Origin of the sequence: Carnobacterium sp. TMP28 (genome assembly GCF_047553015.1) — a bacterium.
GTDB lineage: Bacteria > Bacillota > Bacilli > Lactobacillales > Carnobacteriaceae > Carnobacterium_A.
This window is the reverse complement of record NZ_CP180212.1, coordinates 738,373-762,937: the sequence shown is the minus strand read 5'-3', so window position 1 is coordinate 762,937 and position 24,565 is coordinate 738,373. Positions and strand designations below refer to the sequence as shown.

At 32.8% G+C, this 24,565-nt stretch carries 27 protein-coding genes and 2 other annotated features (1 of these 29 cut by a window edge); of the genes, 10 read left to right on the top strand and 17 right to left on the bottom strand.

Annotated elements, in window-relative coordinates; genetic code table 11:
- Nucleotides 1–25, bottom strand: a binding site (T-box leader); it reaches 207 nt to the left of the window's first position.
- Between the two features lie 63 nt (nt 26–88).
- From tpx to ACMHYH_RS03675, 5 genes are all read right to left on the bottom strand, one after another.
- Nucleotides 89–580 carry a thiol peroxidase gene (gene tpx, locus ACMHYH_RS03695; protein ID WP_414840014.1) on the bottom strand — a complete coding sequence of 164 codons (492 nt, stop codon included), beginning with the start codon at nt 578–580 and terminating at the stop codon, nt 89–91.
- Between the two features lie 152 nt (nt 581–732).
- Nucleotides 733–1,395: a redox-sensing transcriptional repressor Rex gene (locus ACMHYH_RS03690; protein ID WP_414840013.1), complete on the bottom strand. Its 663-nt coding sequence runs from the start codon at nt 1,393–1,395 to the stop codon at nt 733–735.
- A gap of 186 nt (nt 1,396–1,581) precedes the next feature.
- Nucleotides 1,582–2,799: a tRNA uracil 4-sulfurtransferase ThiI gene (gene thiI, locus ACMHYH_RS03685; RefSeq protein WP_414840012.1), complete on the bottom strand. Its 1,218-nt coding sequence runs from the start codon at nt 2,797–2,799 to the stop codon at nt 1,582–1,584.
- Nucleotides 2,800–2,819: 20 nt separating this feature from the next.
- Nucleotides 2,820–3,962 (bottom strand): cysteine desulfurase family protein, encoded by a 1,143-nt coding sequence (locus ACMHYH_RS03680; protein WP_414840340.1) that lies wholly within the window; start codon nt 3,960–3,962, stop codon nt 2,820–2,822.
- 125 nt (nt 3,963–4,087) lie between these two features.
- Entirely contained in the window at nt 4,088–5,800 is a 1,713-nt protein-coding gene (locus ACMHYH_RS03675; protein ID WP_414840011.1) for a septation ring formation regulator EzrA, read from the bottom strand.
- A gap of 220 nt (nt 5,801–6,020) precedes the next feature.
- Between ACMHYH_RS03675 and ACMHYH_RS03670 the strand changes: the two genes are divergently transcribed.
- From ACMHYH_RS03670 to ACMHYH_RS03660, 3 genes are all read left to right on the top strand, one after another.
- A complete protein-coding gene (locus ACMHYH_RS03670; protein WP_414840010.1) occupies nt 6,021–6,497 on the top strand; it encodes a GAF domain-containing protein in 477 nt (158 codons plus the stop codon).
- A 223-nt stretch (nt 6,498–6,720) separates the two neighbouring features.
- Nucleotides 6,721–7,326 carry a 30S ribosomal protein S4 gene (gene rpsD / locus ACMHYH_RS03665; RefSeq protein WP_034550697.1) on the top strand — a complete coding sequence of 202 codons (606 nt, stop codon included), beginning with the start codon at nt 6,721–6,723 and terminating at the stop codon, nt 7,324–7,326.
- A gap of 261 nt (nt 7,327–7,587) precedes the next feature.
- The gene (locus ACMHYH_RS03660; protein ID WP_414840009.1) at nt 7,588–7,944 is read left to right on the top strand and encodes a hypothetical protein; all 357 of its coding nucleotides are present in this window, start codon (nt 7,588–7,590) and stop codon (nt 7,942–7,944) included.
- Nucleotides 7,945–8,169: 225 nt separating this feature from the next.
- Here the strand turns inward: ACMHYH_RS03660 and ACMHYH_RS03655 are convergent, their stop codons facing one another.
- Entirely contained in the window at nt 8,170–8,808 is a 639-nt protein-coding gene (locus tag ACMHYH_RS03655; protein WP_414840008.1) for a DUF1054 family protein, read from the bottom strand.
- 123 nt (nt 8,809–8,931) lie between these two features.
- On the opposite strand from ACMHYH_RS03655, the gene ACMHYH_RS03650 reads away from it, so the two are divergent.
- Nucleotides 8,932–9,378, top strand: coding sequence for a YueI family protein (locus tag ACMHYH_RS03650; protein WP_414840007.1), 447 nt, complete (start codon nt 8,932–8,934; stop codon nt 9,376–9,378).
- A gap of 72 nt (nt 9,379–9,450) precedes the next feature.
- On the opposite strand, the gene ACMHYH_RS03645 is transcribed toward ACMHYH_RS03650, so the two are convergent.
- The 4 genes from ACMHYH_RS03645 to ACMHYH_RS03630 all read right to left on the bottom strand — a co-directional run bounded on the left by ACMHYH_RS03645 (nt 9,451) and on the right by ACMHYH_RS03630 (nt 11,577).
- Nucleotides 9,451–9,975, bottom strand: coding sequence for a GNAT family N-acetyltransferase (locus tag ACMHYH_RS03645; RefSeq protein WP_414840006.1), 525 nt, complete (start codon nt 9,973–9,975; stop codon nt 9,451–9,453).
- 61 nt (nt 9,976–10,036) lie between these two features.
- Nucleotides 10,037–10,729 (bottom strand): 5'-methylthioadenosine/adenosylhomocysteine nucleosidase, encoded by a 693-nt coding sequence (locus ACMHYH_RS03640; protein ID WP_414840005.1) that lies wholly within the window; start codon nt 10,727–10,729, stop codon nt 10,037–10,039.
- Nucleotides 10,730–10,748: 19 nt separating this feature from the next.
- Complete coding sequence (locus tag ACMHYH_RS03635; protein WP_414840004.1) at nt 10,749–11,000, bottom strand: hypothetical protein; 252 nt, start codon at nt 10,998–11,000, stop codon at nt 10,749–10,751.
- A 16-nt stretch (nt 11,001–11,016) separates the two neighbouring features.
- Nucleotides 11,017–11,577, bottom strand: a complete 561-nt coding sequence (locus ACMHYH_RS03630) for an NUDIX hydrolase (protein WP_414840003.1) — start codon at nt 11,575–11,577, stop codon at nt 11,017–11,019.
- Between the two features lie 261 nt (nt 11,578–11,838).
- Between ACMHYH_RS03630 and ACMHYH_RS03625 the strand changes: the two genes are divergently transcribed.
- From ACMHYH_RS03625 to ACMHYH_RS03600, 6 genes are all read left to right on the top strand, one after another.
- Complete coding sequence (locus tag ACMHYH_RS03625) at nt 11,839–13,248, top strand: ISLre2 family transposase (RefSeq protein ID WP_414839118.1); 1,410 nt, start codon at nt 11,839–11,841, stop codon at nt 13,246–13,248.
- A 258-nt stretch (nt 13,249–13,506) separates the two neighbouring features.
- On the top strand, nt 13,507–14,211 hold the full coding sequence (locus ACMHYH_RS03620; RefSeq protein WP_414840002.1) for a 5-bromo-4-chloroindolyl phosphate hydrolysis family protein: 705 nt from the start codon (nt 13,507–13,509) through the stop codon (nt 14,209–14,211).
- A 22-nt stretch (nt 14,212–14,233) separates the two neighbouring features.
- Nucleotides 14,234–15,442, top strand: a complete 1,209-nt coding sequence (locus ACMHYH_RS03615; RefSeq protein ID WP_414840001.1) for a toxic anion resistance protein — start codon at nt 14,234–14,236, stop codon at nt 15,440–15,442.
- A gap of 610 nt (nt 15,443–16,052) precedes the next feature.
- The gene (locus ACMHYH_RS03610; RefSeq protein ID WP_414840339.1) at nt 16,053–16,304 is read left to right on the top strand and encodes a GlsB/YeaQ/YmgE family stress response membrane protein; all 252 of its coding nucleotides are present in this window, start codon (nt 16,053–16,055) and stop codon (nt 16,302–16,304) included.
- Between the two features lie 42 nt (nt 16,305–16,346).
- Entirely contained in the window at nt 16,347–16,598 is a 252-nt protein-coding gene (locus ACMHYH_RS03605; protein ID WP_414840339.1) for a GlsB/YeaQ/YmgE family stress response membrane protein, read from the top strand.
- 91 nt (nt 16,599–16,689) lie between these two features.
- Nucleotides 16,690–17,130, top strand: a complete 441-nt coding sequence (locus ACMHYH_RS03600; protein WP_414840000.1) for a hypothetical protein — start codon at nt 16,690–16,692, stop codon at nt 17,128–17,130.
- A gap of 45 nt (nt 17,131–17,175) precedes the next feature.
- On the opposite strand, the gene ileS is transcribed toward ACMHYH_RS03600, so the two are convergent.
- The 7 genes from ileS to ftsZ form a co-directional block, all read right to left on the bottom strand.
- Nucleotides 17,176–19,956: an isoleucine--tRNA ligase gene (gene ileS / locus ACMHYH_RS03595; protein WP_414839999.1), complete on the bottom strand. Its 2,781-nt coding sequence runs from the start codon at nt 19,954–19,956 to the stop codon at nt 17,176–17,178.
- Between the two features lie 77 nt (nt 19,957–20,033).
- Nucleotides 20,034–20,256, bottom strand: a binding site (T-box leader).
- A gap of 2 nt (nt 20,257–20,258) precedes the next feature.
- Nucleotides 20,259–20,885, bottom strand: coding sequence for a DivIVA domain-containing protein (locus ACMHYH_RS03590; RefSeq protein WP_414839998.1), 627 nt, complete (start codon nt 20,883–20,885; stop codon nt 20,259–20,261).
- Between the two features lie 78 nt (nt 20,886–20,963).
- Complete coding sequence (locus ACMHYH_RS03585; RefSeq protein WP_414839997.1) at nt 20,964–21,746, bottom strand: RNA-binding protein; 783 nt, start codon at nt 21,744–21,746, stop codon at nt 20,964–20,966.
- Between the two features lie 18 nt (nt 21,747–21,764).
- Entirely contained in the window at nt 21,765–22,055 is a 291-nt protein-coding gene (locus tag ACMHYH_RS03580) for a YggT family protein (RefSeq protein WP_085560265.1), read from the bottom strand.
- Between the two features lie 23 nt (nt 22,056–22,078).
- Entirely contained in the window at nt 22,079–22,555 is a 477-nt protein-coding gene (locus tag ACMHYH_RS03575) for a cell division protein SepF (RefSeq protein ID WP_414839996.1), read from the bottom strand.
- Nucleotides 22,556–22,596: 41 nt separating this feature from the next.
- Nucleotides 22,597–23,274, bottom strand: coding sequence for a YggS family pyridoxal phosphate-dependent enzyme (locus ACMHYH_RS03570; protein WP_414839995.1), 678 nt, complete (start codon nt 23,272–23,274; stop codon nt 22,597–22,599).
- 5 nt (nt 23,275–23,279) lie between these two features.
- Complete coding sequence (ftsZ, locus tag ACMHYH_RS03565; RefSeq protein WP_414839994.1) at nt 23,280–24,545, bottom strand: cell division protein FtsZ; 1,266 nt, start codon at nt 24,543–24,545, stop codon at nt 23,280–23,282.
- Between the last annotated feature and the right edge of the window lie 20 nt (nt 24,546–24,565).

Here is a 24,565-nt window from a genome sequence, read left to right as displayed (position 1 = left end):
TACTTCTCTTGTTCATTGCTTTTTTATATAGCCTATTTTAGCACTGAAAACCTGTTAATTCAATCTTAATTTTAATACTTTTTCTAACTTAACGTGCTGCTTTTGCACTTTCAATCGCTTTATCGTAGTTCGGCTCATCAGACATTTCTGATACTACCTCTTTATAAATCAACTTGCCAGCTGCATCAATAATAAATACTGAACGAGCCAGTACAGTTAACTCAGGAATAGCTATTCCATACATTTTACCAAAAGATAAATCAGTATCACGAAGCATTTCCATATCTATACCTTCTCCTGCACACCAGTTTTCTTGCTCGTCTTTTGTATTTGTAGAAATAGTTAGTAAATTGATTCCTTCAAGTTCGCTTACATCTTTATTGAAAGCTTTTGTTTGAACCGCACAGACTCGCGTATCAATATCAGGAACAACACTTATTAAAGTAATGTTTCCCTTACAATCTTCTAAAGTTACTCTTTCATCATTCTTATTTTTGATAGAAAAATCTGGGGCCATTTCCCCTATGTTGGGTTGAGTACCTTCTACTTTAAGTAACTTACCTTTTTTTGTGAATTCCATTTGTTATTCGCTCCCATTCCTAAACGTATTTTCCTGTTAAGTATACGCTGTCTGAAAAGAGAAATGCAAATTTTTCAATTTAACACTTTTTCATAAAAAATAAACAAGGGTAGTGTATCTTTATGCCTTTAAAATTTTCTACAACCCTTGCTCTATTTATTTTTTATAATTGGTGGAAGCAATTTTCCATCATAATAGACTAATGTTAATATTTCACCAGTCAAATCAATATAACGAACATCAACTGTTGAGGGAACAACTACTCTGCCTGGAGCAAAATTTAAAATAGATGTGATTCCTGAATCTACTAGCATATTTATTGATTCTTGAGAGTGTTCGCTCGGAACGGTAGAAATAGCTACATGAATATTTTCACGAGATAAAACACTTTTCATTTGGGCAATAGAATAAATAGGTACACCTGATAAAATTTTCCCAGATTCTTCTTCATTTTTTTCAAAAGCACAAGTTATTTTCATATTATCATCTCTACGAAAATTATTAGCAATTAACGCTTTACCAATATTCCCTACGCCTACTAAAGCTATATTTATGATTTTATTCACATTTAAAATTTCATGAAATACCCCTACTACATAATCAACTTCGTAACCATATCCGCTTCTACCTAATTCACCAAAATGAGAAAAGTCACGACGAATTGTTGCTGAGGGTATCTGTGTTAATTCACTAATTTCTTGTGATTTAATCCTTTTAACACCTGTATCAGCAAGCTTTTTTAAACATCGGTAATAAACTGGCAGTCTTTTAGCAGTTGCTCTAGGTACATATTGTTCTTCTTGCTCACTTTTCATTAGAAATCCTCCAATTGCCTATCTCTTTCTTCAAATCATATCACCAATAAAACTAAAACTCAATCTTTTTGTGATAATAATCACATTAAAAAAATAAAAACGCTTTCTACTAACTATAAAAAAAAAATTAGAAATAGAATGCTCTCTAATCAATCTGAGATCATTCTATTTCGAATCTTTTTCTATTTATAAAAGTGAAGAATATTTATCAGCTTGCTGCTTTTCTAAAGTATCTCCTACTTTTATTTCAGAGTAAACTAAATTGTCCATTGCACGTTGGATTAATTCTTCTATATTGAGTCTTGCTTCATATCGCCTACTTTTTTCTAAATCAGGTCTTGTTTTTGGAGTAGTAGGAGCGAATATCGTACAACAATCTTCAAAAGGTTGAATAGACAAGTCAAATGTACCAATTTTTTGAGCTAAATCAATTATTTCATTTTTATCCATTGATACGACTGGCCTGATAATTGGTATAACCGTTACATCATTAATAGCAATCATACTGTGTAGAGTCTGAGAAGCTACTTGCCCAAGAGATTCGCCATTAATGATTGCTAAACCATTTTGTTTTTCACGAATTAGTTCTGTAATTCGTAACATCATCCGTCGTGTTACGGTCATTGAATACCCCTCAGGGACACATCTTTTTATTTCTTCTTGAATTTCAGTAAATGGGACTTCAATAAAAACAATATTCCCTGCGAATGCAGCCATTTTAGAGGCTAGGTCCTTAGCTTTTTGTAAAGACCTGGAACTCGTGTAAGGTGGGCTATGAAAATGAACTGCTTCAATCTCTACACCACGCTTCATCGTCAAATAACCTGCCACTGGTGAGTCAATTCCACCAGAAAGCATTAAGATACCTTTACCACTTGAACCAACTGGCAATCCACCTGCTCCTAAGATTGTTTGACTAGACAGAAAAATACCCTCATTTCTAATTTCAACACGAATATTAATATCAGGATTTTTCATTTTTACAGTGATGTCTTCTATATTCTTTAAAACTTCAGATCCTAGTAAATGATTGATTTGATCTGTATCTAAACTAAATTCATGATCTGAACGGCGTGCTGTGATTTTAAATGATTTACCTTCTGTATATAACTCTTGAACCATCTTTACGGTTACTTTTTTCATTTCTTCGATATCTCTTTCGATTCTCATTACCGGAGAGAAATTCTGAATACCAAAGATGGGTTTCAATCTTTCTAAGACACTAGTGCTATCAGCACCATTTAGTTTTAGGTGCATTCGATCTCTGTCGCCTGTTACTTCAAGTTGCTCAAAGTCAGATAAAGCAAATTTCACATTCTGAGTTAATTTATTAATAAATTTCTTTTTATTTTTTCTTTTAGTTGATAATTCTCCATACCGGACTAGTATTTCATTATATTGCATTCTTCATTCACTTCTCTTTCTTAAGCATGGATAGATTGAAATTTTTTATATAATATTTTGAAAACACTTAAAAATTTTTTTGCTTCTTCTATTGTATTTGTGCTTGATAAACTGACACGCACAGCATCTACGGCAAGTGTAGCTGGTACATGCATAGCTGAGAGAGTACCGGAGCTCTTTTTACTCTTACTAGAGCAAGCACTAGTAGTAGATAGATAAATAGATTCATTTTCGAAAGCATGGAGTAAAACTTCTCCTCTAATTCCCTTCAAGGCAAAACAAAGGATATGAGGTGCTCCTGCTTTCGTTGAAAATAATACCACTTTTTTGTAACTATTCAATTCATCCATTAAATAATCTCTTATTTCTCTTTGTTTTTTTTGTTTATCAATAGGATCTGTTAATGCTAGGCGGAGAGCTTTTCCAGTTGCAGCTATACCGACAACATTTTCTGTTCCACTTCGCATCCGATTCTCTTGTCCACCACCACTAATTAAAGGAGCTATCTTTCTGCCTTTTTTCAGGTAAATAAATCCCGTCCCTTTTGGTCCATGGAACTTGTGACTTGAAAAAACAGCAATATCAATGCGAGATTGTGGTCCTAGAAGTAAAGGTATCTTGCCTATAGCTTGAACGGCATCTACATGAAAATGAATCGTTGGATATTTTTTCAAAATTTCGCCAATTTTCTCGATAGGCTGCACACTGCCTACTTCATTGTTTATAGCCATAATAGATACTAGAATTGTCTCTTTTCGTATAGCTTTTTCTAGGTCTTCAACAGAAATAATACCATCTTTATCAACCGATAGATAGGTAACTTCAAAACCAAATTGTTCTAGTTGGTAGATGGATTCACTTACAGCTGGGTGTTCTATCGTTGTTGTAATGATGTGATTCCCATAATTTCTTTTCTCGATAGCTGTCCCTTTAATCGCCCAATTATCTCCTTCTGTCCCACCACTAGTAAAATAAATTTCTTCTGGGCTAACCGTAAGCAAAGAAGCTATCTGCTTACGCGATTGATGCATTAACGCATCAGCTCTGCTTCCAATTCCATGCATACTAGAAGGATTTCCATTAATGTTTTTAGTTACCTCTATTATTGTTTGCAACACCTCTTCGTTAACATTAGTTGTTGCACTGTTATCAAAATAAATCATTTTTTCCACACTTTCTATTAACTATTTCATCCATTTTATTATTCTTTTTTTCTTTCTCACTCTTAAATTTAACACAAAACAAAACAGAGGTTTCATTTAAGTGAAAGACTCTGCTGTTTTCCTTACTATTTTTTTTTCTTATCTTCTAAATAATTTGCTTCTATTTTTTCAAATGAACCAGGTTCGACTTTTTCTAAAGCTGTCGAAATCTGTTCCAGTGCCTTATTGTAATCAAATTGACTATTGAAAGTTAGCATACTCTCCGCTATCGCATTCGCTATCTCTGGATGAGTGTGTCTATAACGATTAGCATATTGCATCATGTATTCACATAATAAGGCATTATCTACTAGGTCTTCCGTTTTTTCGACTAATAGTTCAACATCATCATCACATAAATCACATAACTGTTTGATATCCTTCATATCTATCGTTAATTTATTTAGCTCTTTAGATAATTCTTCCACTCGCTCTGTTGTTAAAAAGAAAAAATCTAGGTATTGTGTAGATAATCCAGGAAGATGCTGTTTCTCAATATACCGTTTTACTCCACGTAAATTAAATTCAAAATCATCAATTTTATCTTTCACTTCTTTTTCTTCTTCTCTTAACTCTATTAAAGATTGATTAATGATTTTTTGTTCTCCTTCAATTTCTTCCAGTTCTTTTGCATGTTCTATATAACTTTCTCTTACCGCGCTAAAGATAGCCTGACGACTATTTAAGCCATCTGTAAAAGTATCGAAATTTTCTTGGATTTCTTTCAATTGTTCTTGCATTTTTTTAGTTTGATTTAGCTCATTATTAGTTAACGCATAACTTTGAGCTACACGATCGATTTCAATCAACAGCTTACGATTCTTTTCAATTACAAATTCGATATAATCATCTAAAATAGGCTGATATTTCACAATATAATTTTTCGCTTCAATTTCAACTTCCATAGTATCATATAATCGATTAATTTCATCTTCTATTTCTTTATTTACTAATTTAGCTTCTTCAACATCACATCTTGTGATCGCCTCTTTAGAAATCTCGTACTTTACTTCAATAGAATCGATATCTGCTAAGATAGTATCATTTAAAAATAGAAACTGTTGTTCCATGAGCTCATTGTAACCATGCTTTAATTCTTGTATTTGTTCTGAGAATTCATTCGTCAGCTGTTTTAAAATACTAGGAATTTGTTTGATACTATCATTTAATTCTTTTGTATCTGCATCAATTTTATTTAAAATAGTTTTAGCTTCAACAGGGTCACCTGAAGCCGTTAAATCTGAAACCTTATCAAAATCAACCTCTAAAAGAGTCAATTTATTTTCTAACTTCTCTAATGCTGGTCCAAATGAAAAGCTTTGTGTTAGTAATTTCTTTCTGATTTCTTGGTACGTTTCTTGTATTCTATTAACTTCTAATAAATTTTGTTCTTCACTTTGTAAGAGCTCACGCAAAGCTAGTTGAATGTCATTACTATCTAATTTAATATTTTTTATTAAAATAGCTACTTTTTGTTCTGCTGTTTTTGCTTTAACTAGTTGCAAACGATTGGTAGCTTTCTTTGCGTCAAATAAATAGTTTTCTAAATCTGGAAAAGTAGCTGTTTCAATTGTTTGCCATTCAGATTGCAATTGAATAAACTTTTTTTCTGTCTGTCCTGTTAATTCTAATTCTTTTGCTCTAAGTAAATCATCTGTTATAGTTAAATCCATTAATTCAAATTTCTGTTTCTCTAGTTTATCAATTAATGAATAATGGCTTTTTTTCATCATTGAACTTATCAAATAAGCAATAAGGGCTAAAAAGATTATTGTCATTAAAATATACTCAAGCTTCATTTTTATTGATACCTCCAGCTAATTTTATATGGTCATATAAAAAAATAGTTGTTATTAATTGGTTGATTTATCGATTATAAGAAAATAGTCAACATCGTTTGCATTTTCTTATAAAAATACCTATTATGTATATTAACATATATAATGAAATCTAACACTACTTAAGGGGTTTTTTATTTTATCCTATCTAGTAAGTATACTTGTTACAGGAGGAATTTTCGTGTCTAAAGAATCATATTATCGTTTAATGAACAAACAACTCTCTGCAGTATTAGGTGACGAGACGAATTTGATTGCTAATTTGAGCAACAGTGCCGCTTTATTATTTGAAAACTTACCCGATGTTAACTGGGCTGGATTTTATTTATACGAAAAAATATCCGATGAATTAGTCTTAGGACCTTTTCAAGGTAAAGTAGCTTGTATAAGAATAAAAATAGGTGCTGGGGTTTGTGGAACAGCTTTTGAAAAGAATACATCTTTAGTCGTCGAAGATGTCTCTAAGTTTAAAGGGCACATTGCCTGTGATGCTGCAAGTAAATCAGAAATCGTTATTCCCATTATAATAAATGGTGAAAAAATAGGTGTTTTAGATATTGATGCTCCTATAACAAATCGATTCGATAAAATAGATCAACACTATTTAGAATTATTTGCTGAAATTTTGCAAAAAAATAGCCGCTCTATGCTTCAGTAAAAGAAACAAAGCTTGCTCTTTGGAGTTGCCCATTGTATAATTGAATTTGTGTAAAATAATGCAGCGTGAAAGTGGTATTCGCGTCAACAGTTTATTGCCAATAGTGGTTCATTTGTGTAACCTGCGGCTGCAAAGGCGAAGAATGAAAAATAAACTGCACGGAGTATTGAACTATCAACTTATTATTTTACTCCAAAAAAAACATTATTGGAGGAATTTTATTATGTCACGTTATACAGGTCCAAGTTGGAAAATTTCACGTCGTTTAGGTATTTCACTTTCAGGTACAGGTAAAGAAATTGAGCGCCGTCCTTACGCTCCAGGTCCTCATGGTCCAAATAGCCGTAAAAAATTAACTGAATACGGTTTACAATTACAAGAAAAACAAAAATTACGTAACATGTACGGTATGAATGAACGTCAATTCAAAAATCTTTTTGTTAAAGCTGGAAAAATTAAAGAAGGTAAAGTTGGTGACAACTTTATGATCTTACTAGAGCAACGTTTAGATAATGTCGTTTACCGTTTAGGTTTCGCAACTACTCGTCGTCAAGCTCGTCAATTAGTAAACCACGGTCACATCCTTGTTGATGGCAAGCGTGTTGATATCCCATCTTATAGCGTTGCTGTTGGACAAGCTATCTCTGTTCGTGAAAAATCTAAAAACATGGAAATTATCACTTCTGCTGTTGAATCATTATTTGGCCGTCCAGAATTCGTTAGTTTTGATGGAGAAAAATTAGAAGGTTCATTGAATCGTCTACCTTTACGTGAAGAACTATACGCTGAAATCGATGAAGCGTTTATCGTTGAGTTCTATAACCGTTAATTTAATTCTAAAAAAAAACACAACTTTCACAGTTGTGTTTTTTTGTTTATTATCTTAAGTATTTTGAATCTTATTTCTATTTTAATTTAAACGATTGAACCTATTTTTTGAACTAAATTAATTACTTGCCATTATCTTTTTATTCTTTATTTCACAATTTTGACATAATCTTTTAATTTTTTTCAGAATACATAAACACTTAATACCTTAATAATTATAGATGCTTTATAATAACAATATAATTAATTTGAGGTGATAAATATGTTAATTGAAGTAAATGATAGCTTTGGAAATGAAGTTAAACGTTTAGCTGAAGCTGCTAATATAACTCCTGGCGAGGTAATTGAATCATGTTTTAAAAATTCTCATTTTTTAAAAGAAGATCTATTATACGGAAAAAATCACTTTTCAGATTTTATCGAGGAGTATCTTTCTACTCTAAGTAGTTTAGATAGTTTTAAAAGTGAGGTATTACTTGCTATCAAAGAAAAAGACGAATCAGATGCTATTCAACAGGTTTTTAAAGAATTATTTAGACTTGCTCATGAAGATATTACATTATTAAATAAATTATTTCAAGTCTATAAACAACCTGATGATATCATTAGCTTACTTTGATTTTAAACTACTGATCATCATTTTTTTAAAAAGTCATTTATTCTGTATAACCAAACGGTAATTGACGTACCCAATAAATTTATTACACTTGAATATCATCACTCAACTGTTTTTTTTCTACTATCTGGTGATGATGCATTAATTTTATATGATTAAATGGATTGTTGCATTCATAAAAAGATAAGAGACCGATTCTATAGTAGAATCGGTCTCTTATCTTTTTTATTATAACTTACTCGGATAAGCTTGAAAGGCTTGTTTATAGATAGGTAGTAAGGTTTCATAAGTTTCTAATACGAAAGTATAAAAGGCCTCAGAATCTTTTAAAACTGAATGAGCAGCATTTAATTGTCTTCCAACTAAAAATTCACCCTTTTTATTGTCTCTCCATCTGACAAGTCCTTTAGTTAATTCATCTTCATCAATAATTTGTACACTTGCTTTTGTGTGATCAAATGAAACTACAAAATCAGAAGATAAAGACTGAATAATTGTTTTATTATCAATAAAACTTTGTGCCATCTCTTTTTCAAATTGTGGATTGTCTATAAAAGCTAACCAGATAAATAAATGAGAGTGATACAATCCTAATTGAAAATGAGGATATTTTTTATACCCTCTCTTATCTCCTCCAATTGCACACCAAGTATCTTGAGGTGGGTTTTTAGTTCGTCTAAGGTGTTGCGCAATATGTACTGGTAAAGTTTCACCGTCTACTATTGGGCTCAAGTCTCTTGAAATAGCTGTTGCAATTTTTCTGAATTTTGGTTGAATTTTTTTTCGAATTTCACTCATTCTGGAATCTAATCCTTCAATAGTAAAAATATCAAAATCTTCTTGAGTAAAAATTACTAGATTTTCCATTGACTAAATCCTTTCTATCCTTTTAAAGTAGTGATACTGTTCTTATATATAATATAGTGAAATGTAACTGGTTTAATATATGTTATAATGTTAGAAAGACTAATTTATTAGGAGGGAAAACTTATGAGTTCAGATAACATGCAAAATTATTTAAACAAAGGTATGTATGGAGCTAATCAGACTAAGCCCGATGAACGTCAAAAATATCTTGGGAGTTTAAGAGAACGCATTTATTTATCGATAACTATTGAACAATTATCTTCAATGGACTATTCAACAGAAGTAAAAAAAGAAATCGCTCAACATCCAAATAATACCTTGTTATTTAATGGCACCGTTGATATAAAAGATTTAAATCCCTACATTAAGCTAAGCAACCAGTTGAACTGTTCATTTAGAATTGTAACCGATGAAAATGCTGAAAAAAGTACTATTGGTCTAGTTTATGTTGCCCCACAAGCCGTTAATATTGACACCATTGATGTTGCAGAAAAATATCCAAACTCTGATAAAATAATAGAAAAAGAAGTTATCAAAAAAAAGTCATTTTTAAAAAAGTTCTTTTCGTAGCTTTTGAGATAATGTTCATACTAAAGATCAAAGGAAAAATCTTTCCTGACTATTCTTTTGAGCCTCTTTCACTTACTCACTTTTATTTCGCCACTCGAATTCAATAACCTTTTCATCTCTTCCAATTATGCCTTCTCCAGTTTCAATGAATCCATTATTTTTTAATATATGCTGAGACTTTTTATTTCTAGAAAAGGTTTTAGCCTTAATCAATGACTGTTTTTCTACTTCTACTACCCAATTTAGAAAGGACTTTACTGCTTCAGATACAAAACCTTGATTTGAGTAAGAATCAACAATTCCATACCCTAATTCAGGAATCCAACCTTCTCCTACATCACCTTGCATACTTATTTCTCCAATAATTTTATTCTCTTTTTTTAAAACAATTAATCTTGTCCATTTTTCCATTTCTGGCCTTTTTCTTAGCTCTTCTAGCGCAAAGGGTAAATAATATGAAAACTCAATACCTGGCCATTCGCTACTTACATTATAACCTGTTGTATTGTGTAATGTTTCTTTTCCTAACAAAGTTGCTTCAATATAGTTTATTTTAAATGGAACTAACAATAGTCTCTCTGTCTCTATACTTTCCATTATTTTTTCCTCACTTTTCAAATAAAAACACTTTGATTAGTAAATTATTGATTAAAGTGTTTTATATACTCGTTTTTAGTAATTCTAAAACCATATTTGCTGATTTTTTCCCAGCTTCAACAATGAATTCATCAAAACTAATACTCGCTTCTTCATTTGCAACATCAGACATCGCTCTCACAATAACAAATGGCTTTTTAAATTGATAACAAACCTGAGCAATTGCTGCTCCTTCCATCTCTGCTGCTAAAGCATCTGGAAAATCTGTCATTATTTTTTCTGTCTGATTTTTTCCAGCAATAAATGAATCACTTGTAACAATTAATCCTTCTATCGGATGCAACCCAACAGCCTTAGCTGCAGCCAGTATCTTTTTTATAAGTTTTTCACTAGCTGTGTAACGAGCTGGCATCTGTGGTACTTGACCTATTTCATAATTAAAAATAGTCACATCAACATCATGGTGAGCAACTTCATTCGAGACAACAATATCTCCGACCGCTAATCCTTCTCCTATTCCACCAGCAGAACCAGTATTAATTAACGTTTCTACTCCGTATTGAGAAATTAATAACGTAGCTGCAATAGCTGCATTTACTTTTCCAATACCCGATTGCACTAAAACAACTTGGTGACCTTCCAGTTCTCCTGATATAAATAAAACATTAGCTTGAAAGCATTCTTTTGGAGAGAGCATTTTTGATTTTAGTAAAACGATTTCTTCTTCCATAGCGCCGATAATTCCAATTTTCATATTTATTTCTCCTTCAAATTTAAATTAAAAAAACAATTACTAGTACAATAACAAGTAAAATAGAGACAAAAATAATGGCTTTCGTCAAAAGTTTATCGATATTTCGATATTTTTCATTTTTCGTTTTCCTACTTTTTAAAGATTTCTGTTCTTTTTCTACTTTTTTTTGATACTCTTTTTCAACTTTATCTCGTGCCTTACTCCTTTTTTTTCTTTCCTTTTTTTCTTGTTCTTTTGCTTCTCTCAGTTCAGCCCTTGTTTTTTGATCCATTTTTTTGTTCACAACCTCATCTATTCATTTGTTCCATTTGTCGTTTCATCTTCCAATAAAAAAGAGCGAAGACCGTTTTAGCATCAATTATTGTCTTTTTCTCATAAGCATCCCATGCTTCTTCAAATGATAAAGTTATAAGTTCAATAAACTCATCTTCATCTTGAGCAAGAGGGTATTTTATTTTCGTTAATTCTTCAGCTCGATAGATATATAAGAATTCATTTGAGAATCCAGGTGACGAGTAAAAAGACGTCTCTAGTTCAAAAACTTTAGCTTGATAACCTGTTTCTTCTTCTAGCTCTCTTTTCCCAGTTTCTATTGGATTTATATCTGTTTTATCAATCATTCCTGCTGGTATTTCTACTATCGTTTTTTCGATTGCTTTGCGAAATTGCTTAACAAAAATCATTTTACCATCTGCTGTAAAAGGCATGATTGCAACTGCACCAGCATGCTTTACTAATTCACGAGTTGATTTTTTTCCGTTTGGTAGAAGTACCTCGTCTACCCAGTATTCTGTGATTTTCCCCTTGTAGATACAGTCACTTTTAATTGTTTCTTCTTTAAATTCCATTAGATTTCCTCCTAGTTGTTATAAATATCGTCTTTCTTATCATACCGTGCTAGAATTACTTTATCAATCTCGACATTATACCATTATCTATACTCTTTGAGTAACTAGTCAAATGACTCAAAACTATTAGGAGAAATCAACCTTAGTACGTGTAAAATAGTTCTCGAGAGGATATTATCTTTTTACTAGCAAAAATAAAGAAGGCGTTCTATCATAAATGTATGCTTACGCGGCAAATACATAAATGGAAGAGGCCTTCTTATGGATAACATTATATCAAAATTATACAAAATAATAAAGGAATCAAGCGATTTAATTGCTACAGAAGAATCTATTCAGCTTTATATGTATGAAGTATTTACGGAATTATTAGGAGATATATTTATACACATAAACCAAACGATTAAGGAACAAAAGCAACAAGAAGGATGGAAAGTAAAGCGAGAAGATTGGAAAACAGTCCAATTTATTTTTGGGTCTGTCCGTTACCGTCGTACTTTAATGGCAGATCAAGAGAATCAAAATCATTATCCATTAGATGAGTGGTTGGGGATTCGAAAATACCAACGTCACAGTCCACTCGTAGAAGTCAAAGTAGCAGAGTTAGCCAGTAAGTGTACCTATCGGGACACCGCTGAAACACTGAAAGAGTGGACAGCAGTAACGATGAGCCATCAAACAGTAGGCAGCCTCCTTAAACGAGTGGGAGAAGCACAAGCGCATGAAGACGAAGAAATGGTGATCGAGCTAGAAGAGTCAGCAGCGTTACCAGAAGGAAAAAAAGTCGATTATTTCTATGCCGAAGCAGATGGTGTATTTGTCCGTGGGACAACAAAGAAAAAAAGTTTAGAGGTTCATCATGCAATTGTTTATGAAGGCTGGCAGAGAAATGGAAAGAGAGTCTCCTTGAAGGAGCCTAAAGCCATTATGACGACTAAAAAGACGGCTGGTTTTTGGGCAGAAGTACAGGCTTTTACAGCGACTCATTACGCGTTACAACACGCTCAAATCATTACCAATAGCGATGGTGGACCAGGCTATACCGCAGATAAATTCCAAGAAACTTTTTCGCAGTCGAATTATCCCGTGTTGAATCAATTAGACGCTTATCACATCTTTCAAGGCCTGAACCGTGCTTTTGGTGTACAAAGTAATCTCTTTAAACAGAACATTCATCAAGCGCTTAAAAAACATGATTTAGAGGCCCTAACGATCTGGTTGGACACTTATGAAAGTACCTTAGAAGAAACACAAGCAGTAGAAAAACTGACTAGTTTTCGAACTTATCTTTTAAGAAATTGGGATCGGATTTTTGATTGGCGAGAAAAAGTAGAACAAGTACCGAAGGATGCCAGAGGTTTAGGCGCAATGGAATCGAATCAACGTCATATTTCTTATCGGATGAAAAAACGTGGAATGCATTGGAGCGAAGTCGGTTGTGAAGCCATGGTAAAAGTGAAACAAGGGATCTTAAATCAAACGTTACGTGAAGCTTATCTTCACCAGCAAACTAGAAGTACAAGACAACAACGTAAGGTGAAACAAACCGTTCGTGTATCGTCTTTAATGCATCAAAAGACGCGTCAGTCAGTTGGGGCAAAGAAAGGGACGATTCCGTTTTATGCCCCTCATTCTTCAGCAATGGGGCAGTTAATTAAAAGTTTTCGATAATTCCTGTCTGTTTGGGGAAGGTTCCATTTTTTTGGAACGTTCTCCAAACAGATGGGCCAGCAAACGGCAAAGCCGTGCGGTAGCAGATAGGTGTACAAAAATAGAACGCCAAACTAGCCTAGTAATAGGACGACCGAGAAAAACTTGACACAAACTCAACCTTAAGTCTGATGGGCCTTTTGCATGCTTCTATGATAAAATAAAGATGTGCTATAAACTGAACAATGAAGTTAAAATAAAATTATGGAGTGATTTATAATGAATGATTTTTCTAAAAATATTATCGCTGTATTACGTTACACTCTTACTAGTGTTTCAACAATCCTGTTTTTTTTACTTTTAGTCTTTATTTTTAATGTAGATTTTTGGTGGTCCTTAATTATTAGTATTGCACTTGGCAGCATTTTTTTCTATATGCAAAATAATAATGAACTAAAGAAAACAACTACTAAATTAAATAAAGTTTCTGCTGAAAAAGAAAACTTTTACAAATCAAATGGTTTAAATAAAGAAGAAATGAACTTCTTTAGAGAAACAATGTACCTTGCAAAGAATCAAATTTTAACTTTGGAAAAAAATATGCGTTCTATTTCAAAGTTAACGGCTATTGAAAAGCGTAACAATACCCTGCGTCTAGTTAAAGCTTTATTCAAAGAAATTACAGAAAATCCGCGTCGTTTAAATGAAGCGAATAAATTTCTTTATGTTCATCTTTCCTCTTTGGTTGATTTAACAAATAAATATATTGAAATTGATCAACATGAAGTTAAAAGTAAAGCAACATATGATGTGTTAAATGAAAGTGCACTAACTATAGACGAAATGTGCCACTTAATTGCAGTAGATTATGTCGCTTTTAAATCAGAAGATTTTGATGATATGAGCATTGAGGTAGAGCTTGCTAAAAAAACTATCGAACGGGACAGTACAGACTTCGAAATAATAGAAAATCAAGAATTATAATATTACTCAAGGGGATGAAAAAATGGTAGATAACACGTCAAAAAATGATCTTTCAATCAAAGAGGTAAACTCTGAGTTAGATGAATTATTATCAAATCCTTTTGGAGATACCACCTTAGATACACTTTCTGTAAAAGATTCAGTTGAAAATGATATGGTTGAGACTGAAAAAGTCGATCGGCTAATAAACAAATTACCAGAAGAACGTCAAAAACAAGCTAGAGATCTAGCTGAACAAATTGATGTGACAAATATTCAGTCTGTAATGAGCTACGGAGCAGCTGCACAACAAAAATTAGGTGAATTTTCTCATGCTATGCTAAATCAAGTTCAAAATTCGGATACAGGTGAAATAGGGGATTCTTTAAACGATTTGATGTTCCGCTTAAATGAAGCGAATCCTGAAGATCTAAGAGCAGATGATAACAATGTCTTTAAAAAAATATTTGGACGAGTTAGAAAATCAATCTATGAAATGACTGCAAAATATCAAAAAATCGGTGCACAAATCGATAAAATTAGCGTTAAGTTAGATAAAGAGAAAAATGCATTAATCAGTGATAATCTTATGTTAGAACAACTTTATCAAAAAAATAAAGACTATTTTGATGCTTTAAATATTTATATCGCAGCTGGTGAGCTTAAAATAGACGAACTAACTACTATGTTTATTCCAGAAGCTATAAAAAGTGCTGAAAATAGTTCGAATCAGATGGATGTTCAAATTGTTAATGATTTAAACCAATTTTTAGATCGCTTAGAAAAAAGAACGTATGATTTAAAATTGGCCCGTCAAATGACCATTCAACAAGCTCCTCAAATACGCTTAATCCAAAATACTAATCAGGCATTAGCAGAAAAAATTCAATCTTCTATCAATACGGCTATTCCTCTCTGGAAAAATCAAATTGCCATTGCTTTAACCTTATTGCGCCAAAAAGATGCGGTCACAGCTCAAAGACAAGTATCAGAAACAACAAATGACTTATTAAAGAGAAATTCAGAAATGCTAAAAATATCTACCATTGAAACAGCAAAAGAAAATGAACGTGGTATTATTGATATCGAAACATTGCAACAAACTCAAAATGATTTAGTAGAAACTTTACAAGAAACTTTGCACATTCAAAAAACGGGTCGTTTGAAACGAAAAGAAGCTGAAATAGAATTATCTGTCATGGAAAATTCTTTAAAAAATAGATTACTCGAGTTAACTAGTGATCAATCTTAAATAAAACAATATAATTTCTTCACTATTTATGCTAATGATGCAGCAAATAATGGAGAAATTTTTATTTTTTTTATTTATCACATTTGTTTGTTTCTATATTTTGACTAGTTATACAATATGCAATTTATAGGTAAAACTAAAGCCTATTTATAGACTAAATTTAATAAAATAAACAAGATAAAAAACAAAGAAAAATTTTACTCAAACAAAGTTGGTATGATTTCAAGCAGTTAAAAAACATTTTATAAATAGTTTTTTGCTATGCTATCAGAAAGACTTACTCTATTTGAGAAGTTAGATTTGAGAAGTTAGATTTGAGAAGTTAGATTAAATAAATTATACTAAAAAAGAGCTGTTTATTATGAGTACGAGGATTCTGATAATGAACTCTATTCAATTCAAGCACTAAAGGGCAAGAAATGATTGATCTAAAAAATTTTTCACCCTTAAGTAGTCACCTTATAAACGAATCTATTAATTGCTAAAGATTAAGGTTTCTACAATAAATTCTATTATCCAATGCATATCGTTTGAATTGTGAACGAAATGTGTCTATAATAAGAATTGTAATAGTCCTATTACTTAATTATTCTTATAGAAGGAGGAAATCATCATGGGATTTATTTGGTCATTAATTGTTGGTGGCGTTTTAGGAGCTGTAGCAGGAATGATTTTAGGCAAAGACGTACCAGGAGGAATCATTGGTAATATTATTGTAGGTTTCATTGGTTCATGGCTTGGTTCTTCGTTATTTGGTAACTGGGGACCAGTTGTTGGCGGTTTTGCTATTTTACCTGCATTAATTGGTGCTGTAGCCTTAATCTTCATCTTTTCACTTATTATGGGAAGACGCAAAGGTTAATTATCTGTTTATAAATTACTTATTTATTAAGAGGAGGAAAATATCATGGGATTTATTTGGTCATTAATTGTAGGTGGCGTTTTAGGAGCCGTAGCAGGAATGATTTTAGGTAAGGATGTGCCTGGAGGCATTATTGGTAATATTATCGTAGGATTCATCGGATCATGGCTTGGATCTTCATTGTTTGGTAACTGGGGACCAGTTGTTGGCGGTTTTGCTATTTTACCTGCATTAATTGGTGCTGTAGCCTTAATCTTTATCTTTTCACTTATCATGGGAAGACGTAAAGGCTAATTATATTTAGTAATTCAGTAAAAACACTTTGAGGTATAGTCTCAAAGTGTTTTTACTTTTTTTAAAATTAACTATAAAAAGGAGATAAATTATGTCACTAGAAAACTATTCAATAAACATACATGCTCCATTCAAAGACTCTAGTAAAAAAATAAAAGAACCTACTTTTTGGTTGCCTTTCTTGCCAGGTTTTACTAATCTCAATCAACTTTCTGATTGCAGTTATTCTGTAAAAACTTTGCTATCTTTAGGTCCGGTTACTCATGATACAACTTTAACCTTTTATTTTGAACCAGAAAAAAAAACTAATGAAGTCCGCTTTACTTTTTCTTCAAAAAACAAACATGTTACCGGCTTGGGTCAATTAATTATCTCACTACATTCTGATGATATTATAAAGTTAGAGATTTTGTTAGATCTACGTTTAAAAGGGAAAAAAAGTTTATTTTTTGCTCCCCTTTTACCTTCAGTTAAAGATTCATGGGCTAAAAATATTTTAACAGAAGTAAAAATAACTTTAGAAAACGAATAAAAAAACTTCCTAAAAAGGAAGTTTTTTATTTTTAAATAAGATAGTTTATTGTTCCGGTACTAATGCTTCCGGGAAATTTTCTAAAACAATTTTAGCACAACGTTCGCAAAGAGTTGGAGCTATCTCACTTGTCCCTACGTCTTCTTTGATTGCACGACATCGTTCGCAAGTCTCACCATGAGCATGTTCAACTACAATAGCCAACGAATCAAATTGTAAAGCTATTTCTGGTGCATCTTTTTTGTCTTCTGCAATTATTAAATCTGAAACAATCAATAACTGTTCTATATTACTATTTAATGCTATAAATAAATCTCTTGTTTGTGCAGTAGGATAAATAGTTAACTTAGCCTCAAAAGACTTACCAATTTTCTTGTCATTACGTGCTTCTTCTAATGCCTTTTGAACATCTTGACGAATGGCCATGAATGCATTCCACATATCCATTAATTCTACTTCATTTTCATAGGATTCAACTTGTGGCATTTCAGCTAATTGAACAAATTCCTCTTTTTCACCTAATAAACTCCAAATTTCTTCTGATGTATGAGGTAAAATAGGTGTCAATAATTTAGTTAGTTTAACAAGAACTGCATGAAAAACTGTTTGCATTGCTTTACGCTCATAAGAGTCTTCTGATTCAATGTAAACGACATCTTTTGCAAAATCTAAATAGAATTGAGATAAATCTACTGTACAAAAATTATTGATTAACTGATAAATCGCTGGAAATTCATACTTTTCATAATTCATTTCCACTTTTTCAACAAGTTGATTTAATCGAACCATCATATATTTATCTACTGAGCGTAACTCATCAAACTCTATAGTCTGATCTTGTGATTTAAAGTCAGATGTATTGGCTAATAAAAAGCGCATAGTGTTGCGAATCTTACGATATACTTCTGAAACTTGTTTTAAAATTTCATCACTTACACGTACATCTGCTTGGGAATCAACACTTGAAACCCATAAACGAATAATATCTGCTCCCATTTGCTTCGTTACTTTATCAGGAGACATTGTATTGCCAAGTGATTTGCTCATTTTACGTCCATCTCCATCTAACACCATTCCTTGAGATAAAACCGTTTTATAAGGTGCTACACCATTAATTGCAATACTAGTTGTGATACTAGAGTTGAACCAGCCACGGTATTGATCTGAACCTTCTAGATACATATCTGCAGGAAACGTTAAGTTCTCTCTTCCTTTTAAAACTGCTTCATGTGACGAACCTGAATCAAACCAAACATCCATTATATCTTTTTCTTTAGTAAAAATATTGTTGGGACTAGAAGGATGTGTAAATCCTACAGGTAACAAATCAGCAGCTTCGCGTTCAAACCAAACATTTGAGCCAAACTCACCAAATAGTTTTGCAACATGATTGGTCGTTTCTGGTGTAATAATAGGTTCATTATTTTCACCATAAAAAATAGGTAGTGGCACACCCCATGCACGTTGACGAGAAATAACCCAATCGCCGCGATCGCGAACCATATTATAAAGACGCTGCATACCCCATTGCTGAGTCCAGTTTACCTTTTTAATCGCTTCTAAAATGTCTTCTCTGAAAAGATCGATAGAAGCAAACCATTGAGGTGTTGCACGGAAAATAACTGGTTTTTTCGTACGCCAATCATGAGGATAACTATGCATAAAGAAATCTAATTTTAGCAAAGCTCCTTTTTCCTTCAAAATATCTGTAATAATTTTATTCCCTTTATCATAAAATATGCCTTCCAAACCAGGAGCTTCGTCCGTAAAGCACCCTTTATCGTCAACTGGTGATAGAACACCTAATTTATATTTTTGCCCAACAATATAATCATCATCACCATGTCCAGGAGCTGTATGAACTAATCCAGTACCTGCTTCTAACGTAACGTGATCACCTAAAATAACTAATGATGTTCGATCATACATAGGGTGTTGCGCTGTCATTAACTCCATATCTTTCCCTTTAAGTTCATTTATGACTTCAACACTTTCCCAACCGATTTCTTGGGTTACTGCATCAACTAAATCTTTTGCTAGAACATACTTTTTCCCATCAGCTAAGATAACCACATAATCATATTCTGGATGAACTGCGATACCTAGATTTGATGGAATAGTCCAAGGAGTTGTTGTCCAAATAATTAGTGAGGTAGACTCATCAATCAATCCCTTACCATCAACAATCTTAAAAGCAACATAAATACTTGCAGATTTAACATCTTTATATTCAATCTCTGCTTCGGCTAAAGCAGACTCACTTGAAGGAGACCAGTAAATTGGTTTTAGTCCTTTGTAGATATAACCTTTTTCAGCCATTTTACCAAAAACGCGAATTTGTGCTTCTTCGTATTCAGGTGTCAACGTAACATAAGGATTATCCCATTCACCAGCCACACCTAGGCGTTTAAAGTCTTCTCGTTGCTTGTTTATTTGTTCCCATGCATATTCTTCACACAGCTCACGAAATTTAGCTACCGTCATCTCTTTGCGCTTGACGCCTTTGTTAGTTAAAGCTTGCTCAATAGGTAAGCCATGTGTATCCCATCCAGGTACATAAGGAGAACGAAAACCTGTCATTGATTTATAACGAACAATAATATCTTTACTAATTTTATTCAATGCATGTCCGATATGAATATTACCATTGGCATAAGGGGGGCCATCATGCAAAATAAACGTTGGTTTTTCTTTATTTAATTCTTGACGTTGACCGTAAATATCTTTTTCTTCCCAATCTTTTTGCCATTCTAATTCCCGTATAGGCAAATTTCCACGCATCGGGAAAGCTGTTTTTCCTAATTGTAATGTTTCTTTCATTTTCATTTCTTATTCCTCCATTTTTTCTACTTATTATTTTGGCTTAAATGATGCATTTAGAATAAAAAAAACACTCCGCCCTAAAAAGGGACGAAGCGAATTCGTGATACCACCCAAGTTCAGGAAATGAACACTGTTCTTATTCCTCTCAAGTAATTATTAACGGTCATCAACCGGCTAATTTTAATAGATTGTTCAAATTAGCACTCTTGGAGGATCTTACAATAAAATAAACTGTTAGACTTTCACCATCCTCTAACTCGCTAAAAGTATTCTATTGCTTTCTGTTCCAATCATCGTCTTAAGTCTTATGGCAATTCAATTGCAGGTGTTGTACCTTCAGTTGTTTGATTTTCATCATCTTTCCATTCTTCATTGTCAGCTATTTCAGCCATTTCTTTTTGATTTTCATCATAGTCTATTTCAGAAAATAGTTCTTTTAAAATTGGAAGTTCTACTGTTTCTTCTTGCGAAGGTTTTAAAATATCTTCCCATTCGTCACTTTTTATCATTTCTAATTGAGACTCAATCATTAGCTGCAATCGTTGTTTAAAGATTCTACTTTGCTTTCTTAATTCATCTGTTTCAATAGTGATTTCTTTAGCTTTAGCTACAGCTTCATCTAGTAAGCGATCTGCATTTTTTCCTGCTTCTAAACCAATTAACTCTGCTTCTTTTACAGAATTTTCTTTCAGACGATCTGCAGCATCCTGAGCAACAATAATAGATTTATTCAAAGCGTCTTGTAAATTATTGTAATGCGTTACTTTTTCTTCAGAAAATTTCAAATTTTTCTCTAGTTCACGATTTTCTTTCAAAACCATTTCATAATCTTTAATAATCTGGTCTAAATAATCATTTACTTCATCTTGATCATATCCACGCATCTTGACATGAAACTCTTTGTTATGTATATCCAAAGGAGTTAATACCATTTAAGACACCTCCATCATTTGATTTTTTCATCTTTGATTTGACATTAAATGATCCACTACTAGAATACCTAAATTGCCTTACTTATGCAAGACTCCAAATTTGATACGCCATTTATCTTTCTTTGTCTTTCCTTCTATCTCCTGAACCTGTAAGCGACCAAATCCACGTATGGAAACAATATCTAAAACACCTAATTCGAAATCTGGTTGAGTGATTTCTGACCAGTTTAATTTAATTTTCCCAGATTCAATCATCTGTTTTGACCGTTGTCTAGAGATATTAAACAAACTAGCAACAATTGTATCCAAACGCATAGAGGATACTGTTTCTTGGACGATTGTCCAGCTATCTATTGGTTTCAAGATATCCAAATACGTTTTTTCTACAAATCTTATAGTAACGTTCCCTATTTTTTCGACTTGAATTTGGACAAATGACTTCATACTATCGCAAATAAAAAATTGCCACCGTTCTCCATCAGAAATAATGTCTCCAAAATAATCTCTTTTTAATCCTGTTGAAAGTACTGTCCCAAGAATTTTTCCGTGAGATAATTTTGTGAATTTAATAGGATAACGGATTTCAAAAAGGGATACGTCAAAATCTTCTTGTTTAGGAATAAAATATTCTGGACATATATATAATCTGTTTCTTTCAGCTGTTTGATAGCCACCAAAAGAATAAATTTTTATTCCGCTTCTTTTCCCAACAATTGTTTCTACTATATAAGTTTGTCTAGGATCTAAAAAGTTTGTTAGATACGGCGTATATTGATCTTCGCATTCTCTAATCCAACCGGTTACTTGATCAATAAAGGGACGCTCTTCTTTCCTAAAATGTTGATAAACATTTTCTATCATCAGAACACCTCCCTCCGGTTAGAAGCCTAAAATTACTCTTGCAATTATTTGATAAAGTGAGAATAATCCTCTTTGAGCTAAATTTAATACAACTATCGCTACAATTCCAGAAAAGCTAATCATACCAATTGGTGGAATAAAACGTCTGAAAAATCCTAAATACGGTTCACAAAGTCGAACAATAATTTGTCCGATTTTTGATTGATAGGCTCCCGGAAACCAAGACATCAAAATGTAAATAATAATAAGAGTCGAATAAGCTTGTATCAATCTCGATAATATAAGGTAAATAAAATATAATATATCCATAACGTTTTAACTATCCCTCTTTTCTAGTGTAAATTTTTTTCACGCATACTATCCGTTAGCGCACTATCTATGCTCACATTTTCAGGAGTACATAAAAATATTTCATTGCCGATTCGCTGAATATCTCCACCCAAAGCATACACAGTACCTGTTAAAAAATCTACAATTCTTTTAGCTTGTTCTTCATCCATTCGAAGGAAGTTTAACACAACTGACTCTTCTCTCAATAGAATATCTGCTATCTCTTGCACTTCTGAGTACACACGAGGTTCAACAATTGTAATTTTAGCTTGCTTTGTTGAAGTTTGTTGTTTAAACGAAATAACTTTATTGGTTGCTTTTTCTCGCTTAGTATTAATAAGAGGAGTACTTTTATCTTTATCCTGTGGCGTTCTGAATTTCATATTTTTAGAAGATGATAGGTCTTCTTGATGTGTAGATTCAAATTCATCTTCTTCATATAATTCAAAAAAACGGCTAAATACGTTCTTTTTTCCCATTTTAAACCTCCTTAATGAATAAATAGCACTACCACTAGTCGCTAGTCTTGAAAAAACAAGCTACCTATTCGAATATAAGTTGCTCCTTCTTCAATAGCAATTTGGTAGTCTCCGCTCATCCCCATGCTGAGCTCTGTACAAGGAGCATAAGGCAGGTTTTTTTTCGCTATCTCTTCTTGGAAAATTCTTAATGTTGAAAAAACAGTCCTTATTCTATTTTCATCATCCGTCAATGGCGCCATCGTCATTAAGCCAACAATGCTAATTTTAGGATAGTCACCTAATTGCAAAATAAATTCTTCTAATTGGTCAGGATGAATTCCACTTTTAGAGTCTTCTCCGCTGACATTAACCTGTACAAAACAGCGCACACTATCTTCTGCTCGTTTGTTTATTTCTTTTGCTAGAGATAAGCGGTCAAGAGAATGTAAAAAATCAATCTCATTTATGATTTTTTTTACTTTTCTTGTTTGTAAATTTCCAATGAAATGCCAAATAATCGTTTCATTGTTTAATTCATTCTGTTTTTCAAGCAATCCTTCAGGACGATTTTCCGCTAAATGATAAAAACCTTGTTGGACTAGTTCTTTTGTTAGCTGAACCGATCTATTTTTTGTTACTGCAACAACTTTAACGCTTGTTTTTTTTCGTTTCTCTTTATTCAAAGAATAATTAAGTTCTTCTTCAAACTGGAGAACATTATCTTTTATATTTATCATCTTATTTATTTACGACGTCTTCTAAAAAATGGTGGAGTGTCAATATTATTGTCCTCTTCTGATTTATACCCACGTTCGTGTTTTTCTTCACGTTTGAAAAAATCAAACTCAGATCGTTCTTTTTCAGAATCAGTATCTGTTGATGAATGAGAACTACTTTGATCACGAACATTTGGCTCTTTGCGAATATCCCAGTCACCAAATGGATCTTTAGCCTTTTTTGACTGCGGCCCTTCTCCACGCTTAGCTGAATCATTCGAGTCCGTACTTCTACTTCTTCCTGATGATTTTGGTTGAACATCTACTTTTTTGTTTGAGTCAATCCCCGTAGCAATAACTGTTACAATTACTTCGTCTCCTAAATTCTCGTTAATAGACGTTCCAAAAATAATATTTACTTCTGTTGTAGAAGCCGAAGAAACAATATCAGAAGCATCTTGTGCTTCAAATAAAGTTAAATCCGAACCACCAGTAATATTTAATAAAACTGACTCTGCTCCATCAATAGAAACTTCTAACAAGGGTGAAGAAATAGCTTTTTTCGTAGCTTCAGCCGTTCTATTTTCACCACTAGCCATACCAATTCCCATTAGCGCTGATCCTTGATTTTCCATGACTGTTTTAACGTCTGCAAAATCTAAGTTTACATATCCAGGTGCTGTAATTAAGTCCGATATTCCCTGTACCCCTTGACGCAATACATTATCCGCTTCATGAAAGGCTTCAAGCATAGGTGTCTTTTTATCAACAATCTCTAACAGACGATTATTAGAGATAATAACTAAAGTATCTACATGCTCTTTCATTTGCGCAACACCTTCAGCAGCAAAACGACCACGTTTAGGTCCTTCAAAAGTAAATGGTCGAGTAATGACTCCTACTGTTAAGGCACCTTGTTCTTTTGCAATACGAGCAACAATAGCAGCAGCTCCGGTACCCGTTCCTCCGCCCATTCCAGCGGTAACAAAAACCATATCCGCTCCTCTTAAAGCATCAGAAATTTGCTCTTCACTTTCCTCAGCTGCTTTACGCCCAATTTCAGGATTAGCACCCGCTCCAAGCCCTCGAGTCAATTTAGGTCCTAACTGTATTTTAACCTCTGCATTTGATCCTGCTAACGCTTGAACATCCGTATTCGCTACGATAAACTCGACACCTTTAACATCCTCATCAATCATACGATTAACAGCATTGTTTCCTGCTCCACCAACACCGATTACTTTTATAACTGCTCCATTATTCATCAAGTTCGTATCAAATTCTAAATCCATTTTATTTCCTCCTACTCACA

Bases quoted from the DNA above. Each gene is read 5' to 3' on its own strand.
- ACMHYH_RS03580 (WP_085560265.1), bottom strand. From the start codon at position 22,055: ATGGATATATTATATTTTATTTACCTTATATTATCGAGATTGATACAA.
- ACMHYH_RS03575 (WP_414839996.1), bottom strand. From the start codon at position 22,555: ATGGGAAAAAAGAACGTATTTAGCCGTTTTTTTGAATTATATGAAGAA.
- ACMHYH_RS03590 (WP_414839998.1), bottom strand. From the start codon at position 20,885: ATGGTATTAACTCCTTTGGATATACATAACAAAGAGTTTCATGTCAAG.
- ACMHYH_RS03600 (WP_414840000.1), top strand. From the start codon at position 16,690: ATGTCACTAGAAAACTATTCAATAAACATACATGCTCCATTCAAAGAC.
- thiI (WP_414840012.1), bottom strand. From the start codon at position 2,799: ATGCAATATAATGAAATACTAGTCCGGTATGGAGAATTATCAACTAAA.
- tpx (WP_414840014.1), bottom strand. From the start codon at position 580: ATGGAATTCACAAAAAAAGGTAAGTTACTTAAAGTAGAAGGTACTCAA.
- rpsD (WP_034550697.1), top strand. From the start codon at position 6,721: ATGTCACGTTATACAGGTCCAAGTTGGAAAATTTCACGTCGTTTAGGT.
- ACMHYH_RS03675 (WP_414840011.1), bottom strand. From the start codon at position 5,800: ATGAAGCTTGAGTATATTTTAATGACAATAATCTTTTTAGCCCTTATT.
- ACMHYH_RS03570 (WP_414839995.1), bottom strand. From the start codon at position 23,274: ATGATAAATATAAAAGATAATGTTCTCCAGTTTGAAGAAGAACTTAAT.
- ACMHYH_RS03680 (WP_414840340.1), bottom strand. From the start codon at position 3,962: ATGATTTATTTTGATAACAGTGCAACAACTAATGTTAACGAAGAGGTG.
- ftsZ (WP_414839994.1), bottom strand. From the start codon at position 24,545: ATGGATTTAGAATTTGATACGAACTTGATGAATAATGGAGCAGTTATA.
- ACMHYH_RS03645 (WP_414840006.1), bottom strand. From the start codon at position 9,975: ATGGAAAGTATAGAGACAGAGAGACTATTGTTAGTTCCATTTAAAATA.
- ACMHYH_RS03625 (WP_414839118.1), top strand. From the start codon at position 11,839: ATGGATAACATTATATCAAAATTATACAAAATAATAAAGGAATCAAGC.
- ACMHYH_RS03620 (WP_414840002.1), top strand. From the start codon at position 13,507: ATGAATGATTTTTCTAAAAATATTATCGCTGTATTACGTTACACTCTT.
- ACMHYH_RS03690 (WP_414840013.1), bottom strand. From the start codon at position 1,395: ATGAAAAGTGAGCAAGAAGAACAATATGTACCTAGAGCAACTGCTAAA.
- ACMHYH_RS03630 (WP_414840003.1), bottom strand. From the start codon at position 11,577: ATGGAATTTAAAGAAGAAACAATTAAAAGTGACTGTATCTACAAGGGG.
- ACMHYH_RS03660 (WP_414840009.1), top strand. From the start codon at position 7,588: ATGTTAATTGAAGTAAATGATAGCTTTGGAAATGAAGTTAAACGTTTA.
- ACMHYH_RS03585 (WP_414839997.1), bottom strand. From the start codon at position 21,746: ATGATAGAAAATGTTTATCAACATTTTAGGAAAGAAGAGCGTCCCTTT.
- ACMHYH_RS03640 (WP_414840005.1), bottom strand. From the start codon at position 10,729: ATGAAAATTGGAATTATCGGCGCTATGGAAGAAGAAATCGTTTTACTA.
- ACMHYH_RS03615 (WP_414840001.1), top strand. From the start codon at position 14,234: ATGGTAGATAACACGTCAAAAAATGATCTTTCAATCAAAGAGGTAAAC.
- ACMHYH_RS03655 (WP_414840008.1), bottom strand. From the start codon at position 8,808: ATGGAAAATCTAGTAATTTTTACTCAAGAAGATTTTGATATTTTTACT.
- ileS (WP_414839999.1), bottom strand. From the start codon at position 19,956: ATGAAAATGAAAGAAACATTACAATTAGGAAAAACAGCTTTCCCGATG.
- ACMHYH_RS03635 (WP_414840004.1), bottom strand. From the start codon at position 11,000: ATGGATCAAAAAACAAGGGCTGAACTGAGAGAAGCAAAAGAACAAGAA.
- ACMHYH_RS03650 (WP_414840007.1), top strand. From the start codon at position 8,932: ATGAGTTCAGATAACATGCAAAATTATTTAAACAAAGGTATGTATGGA.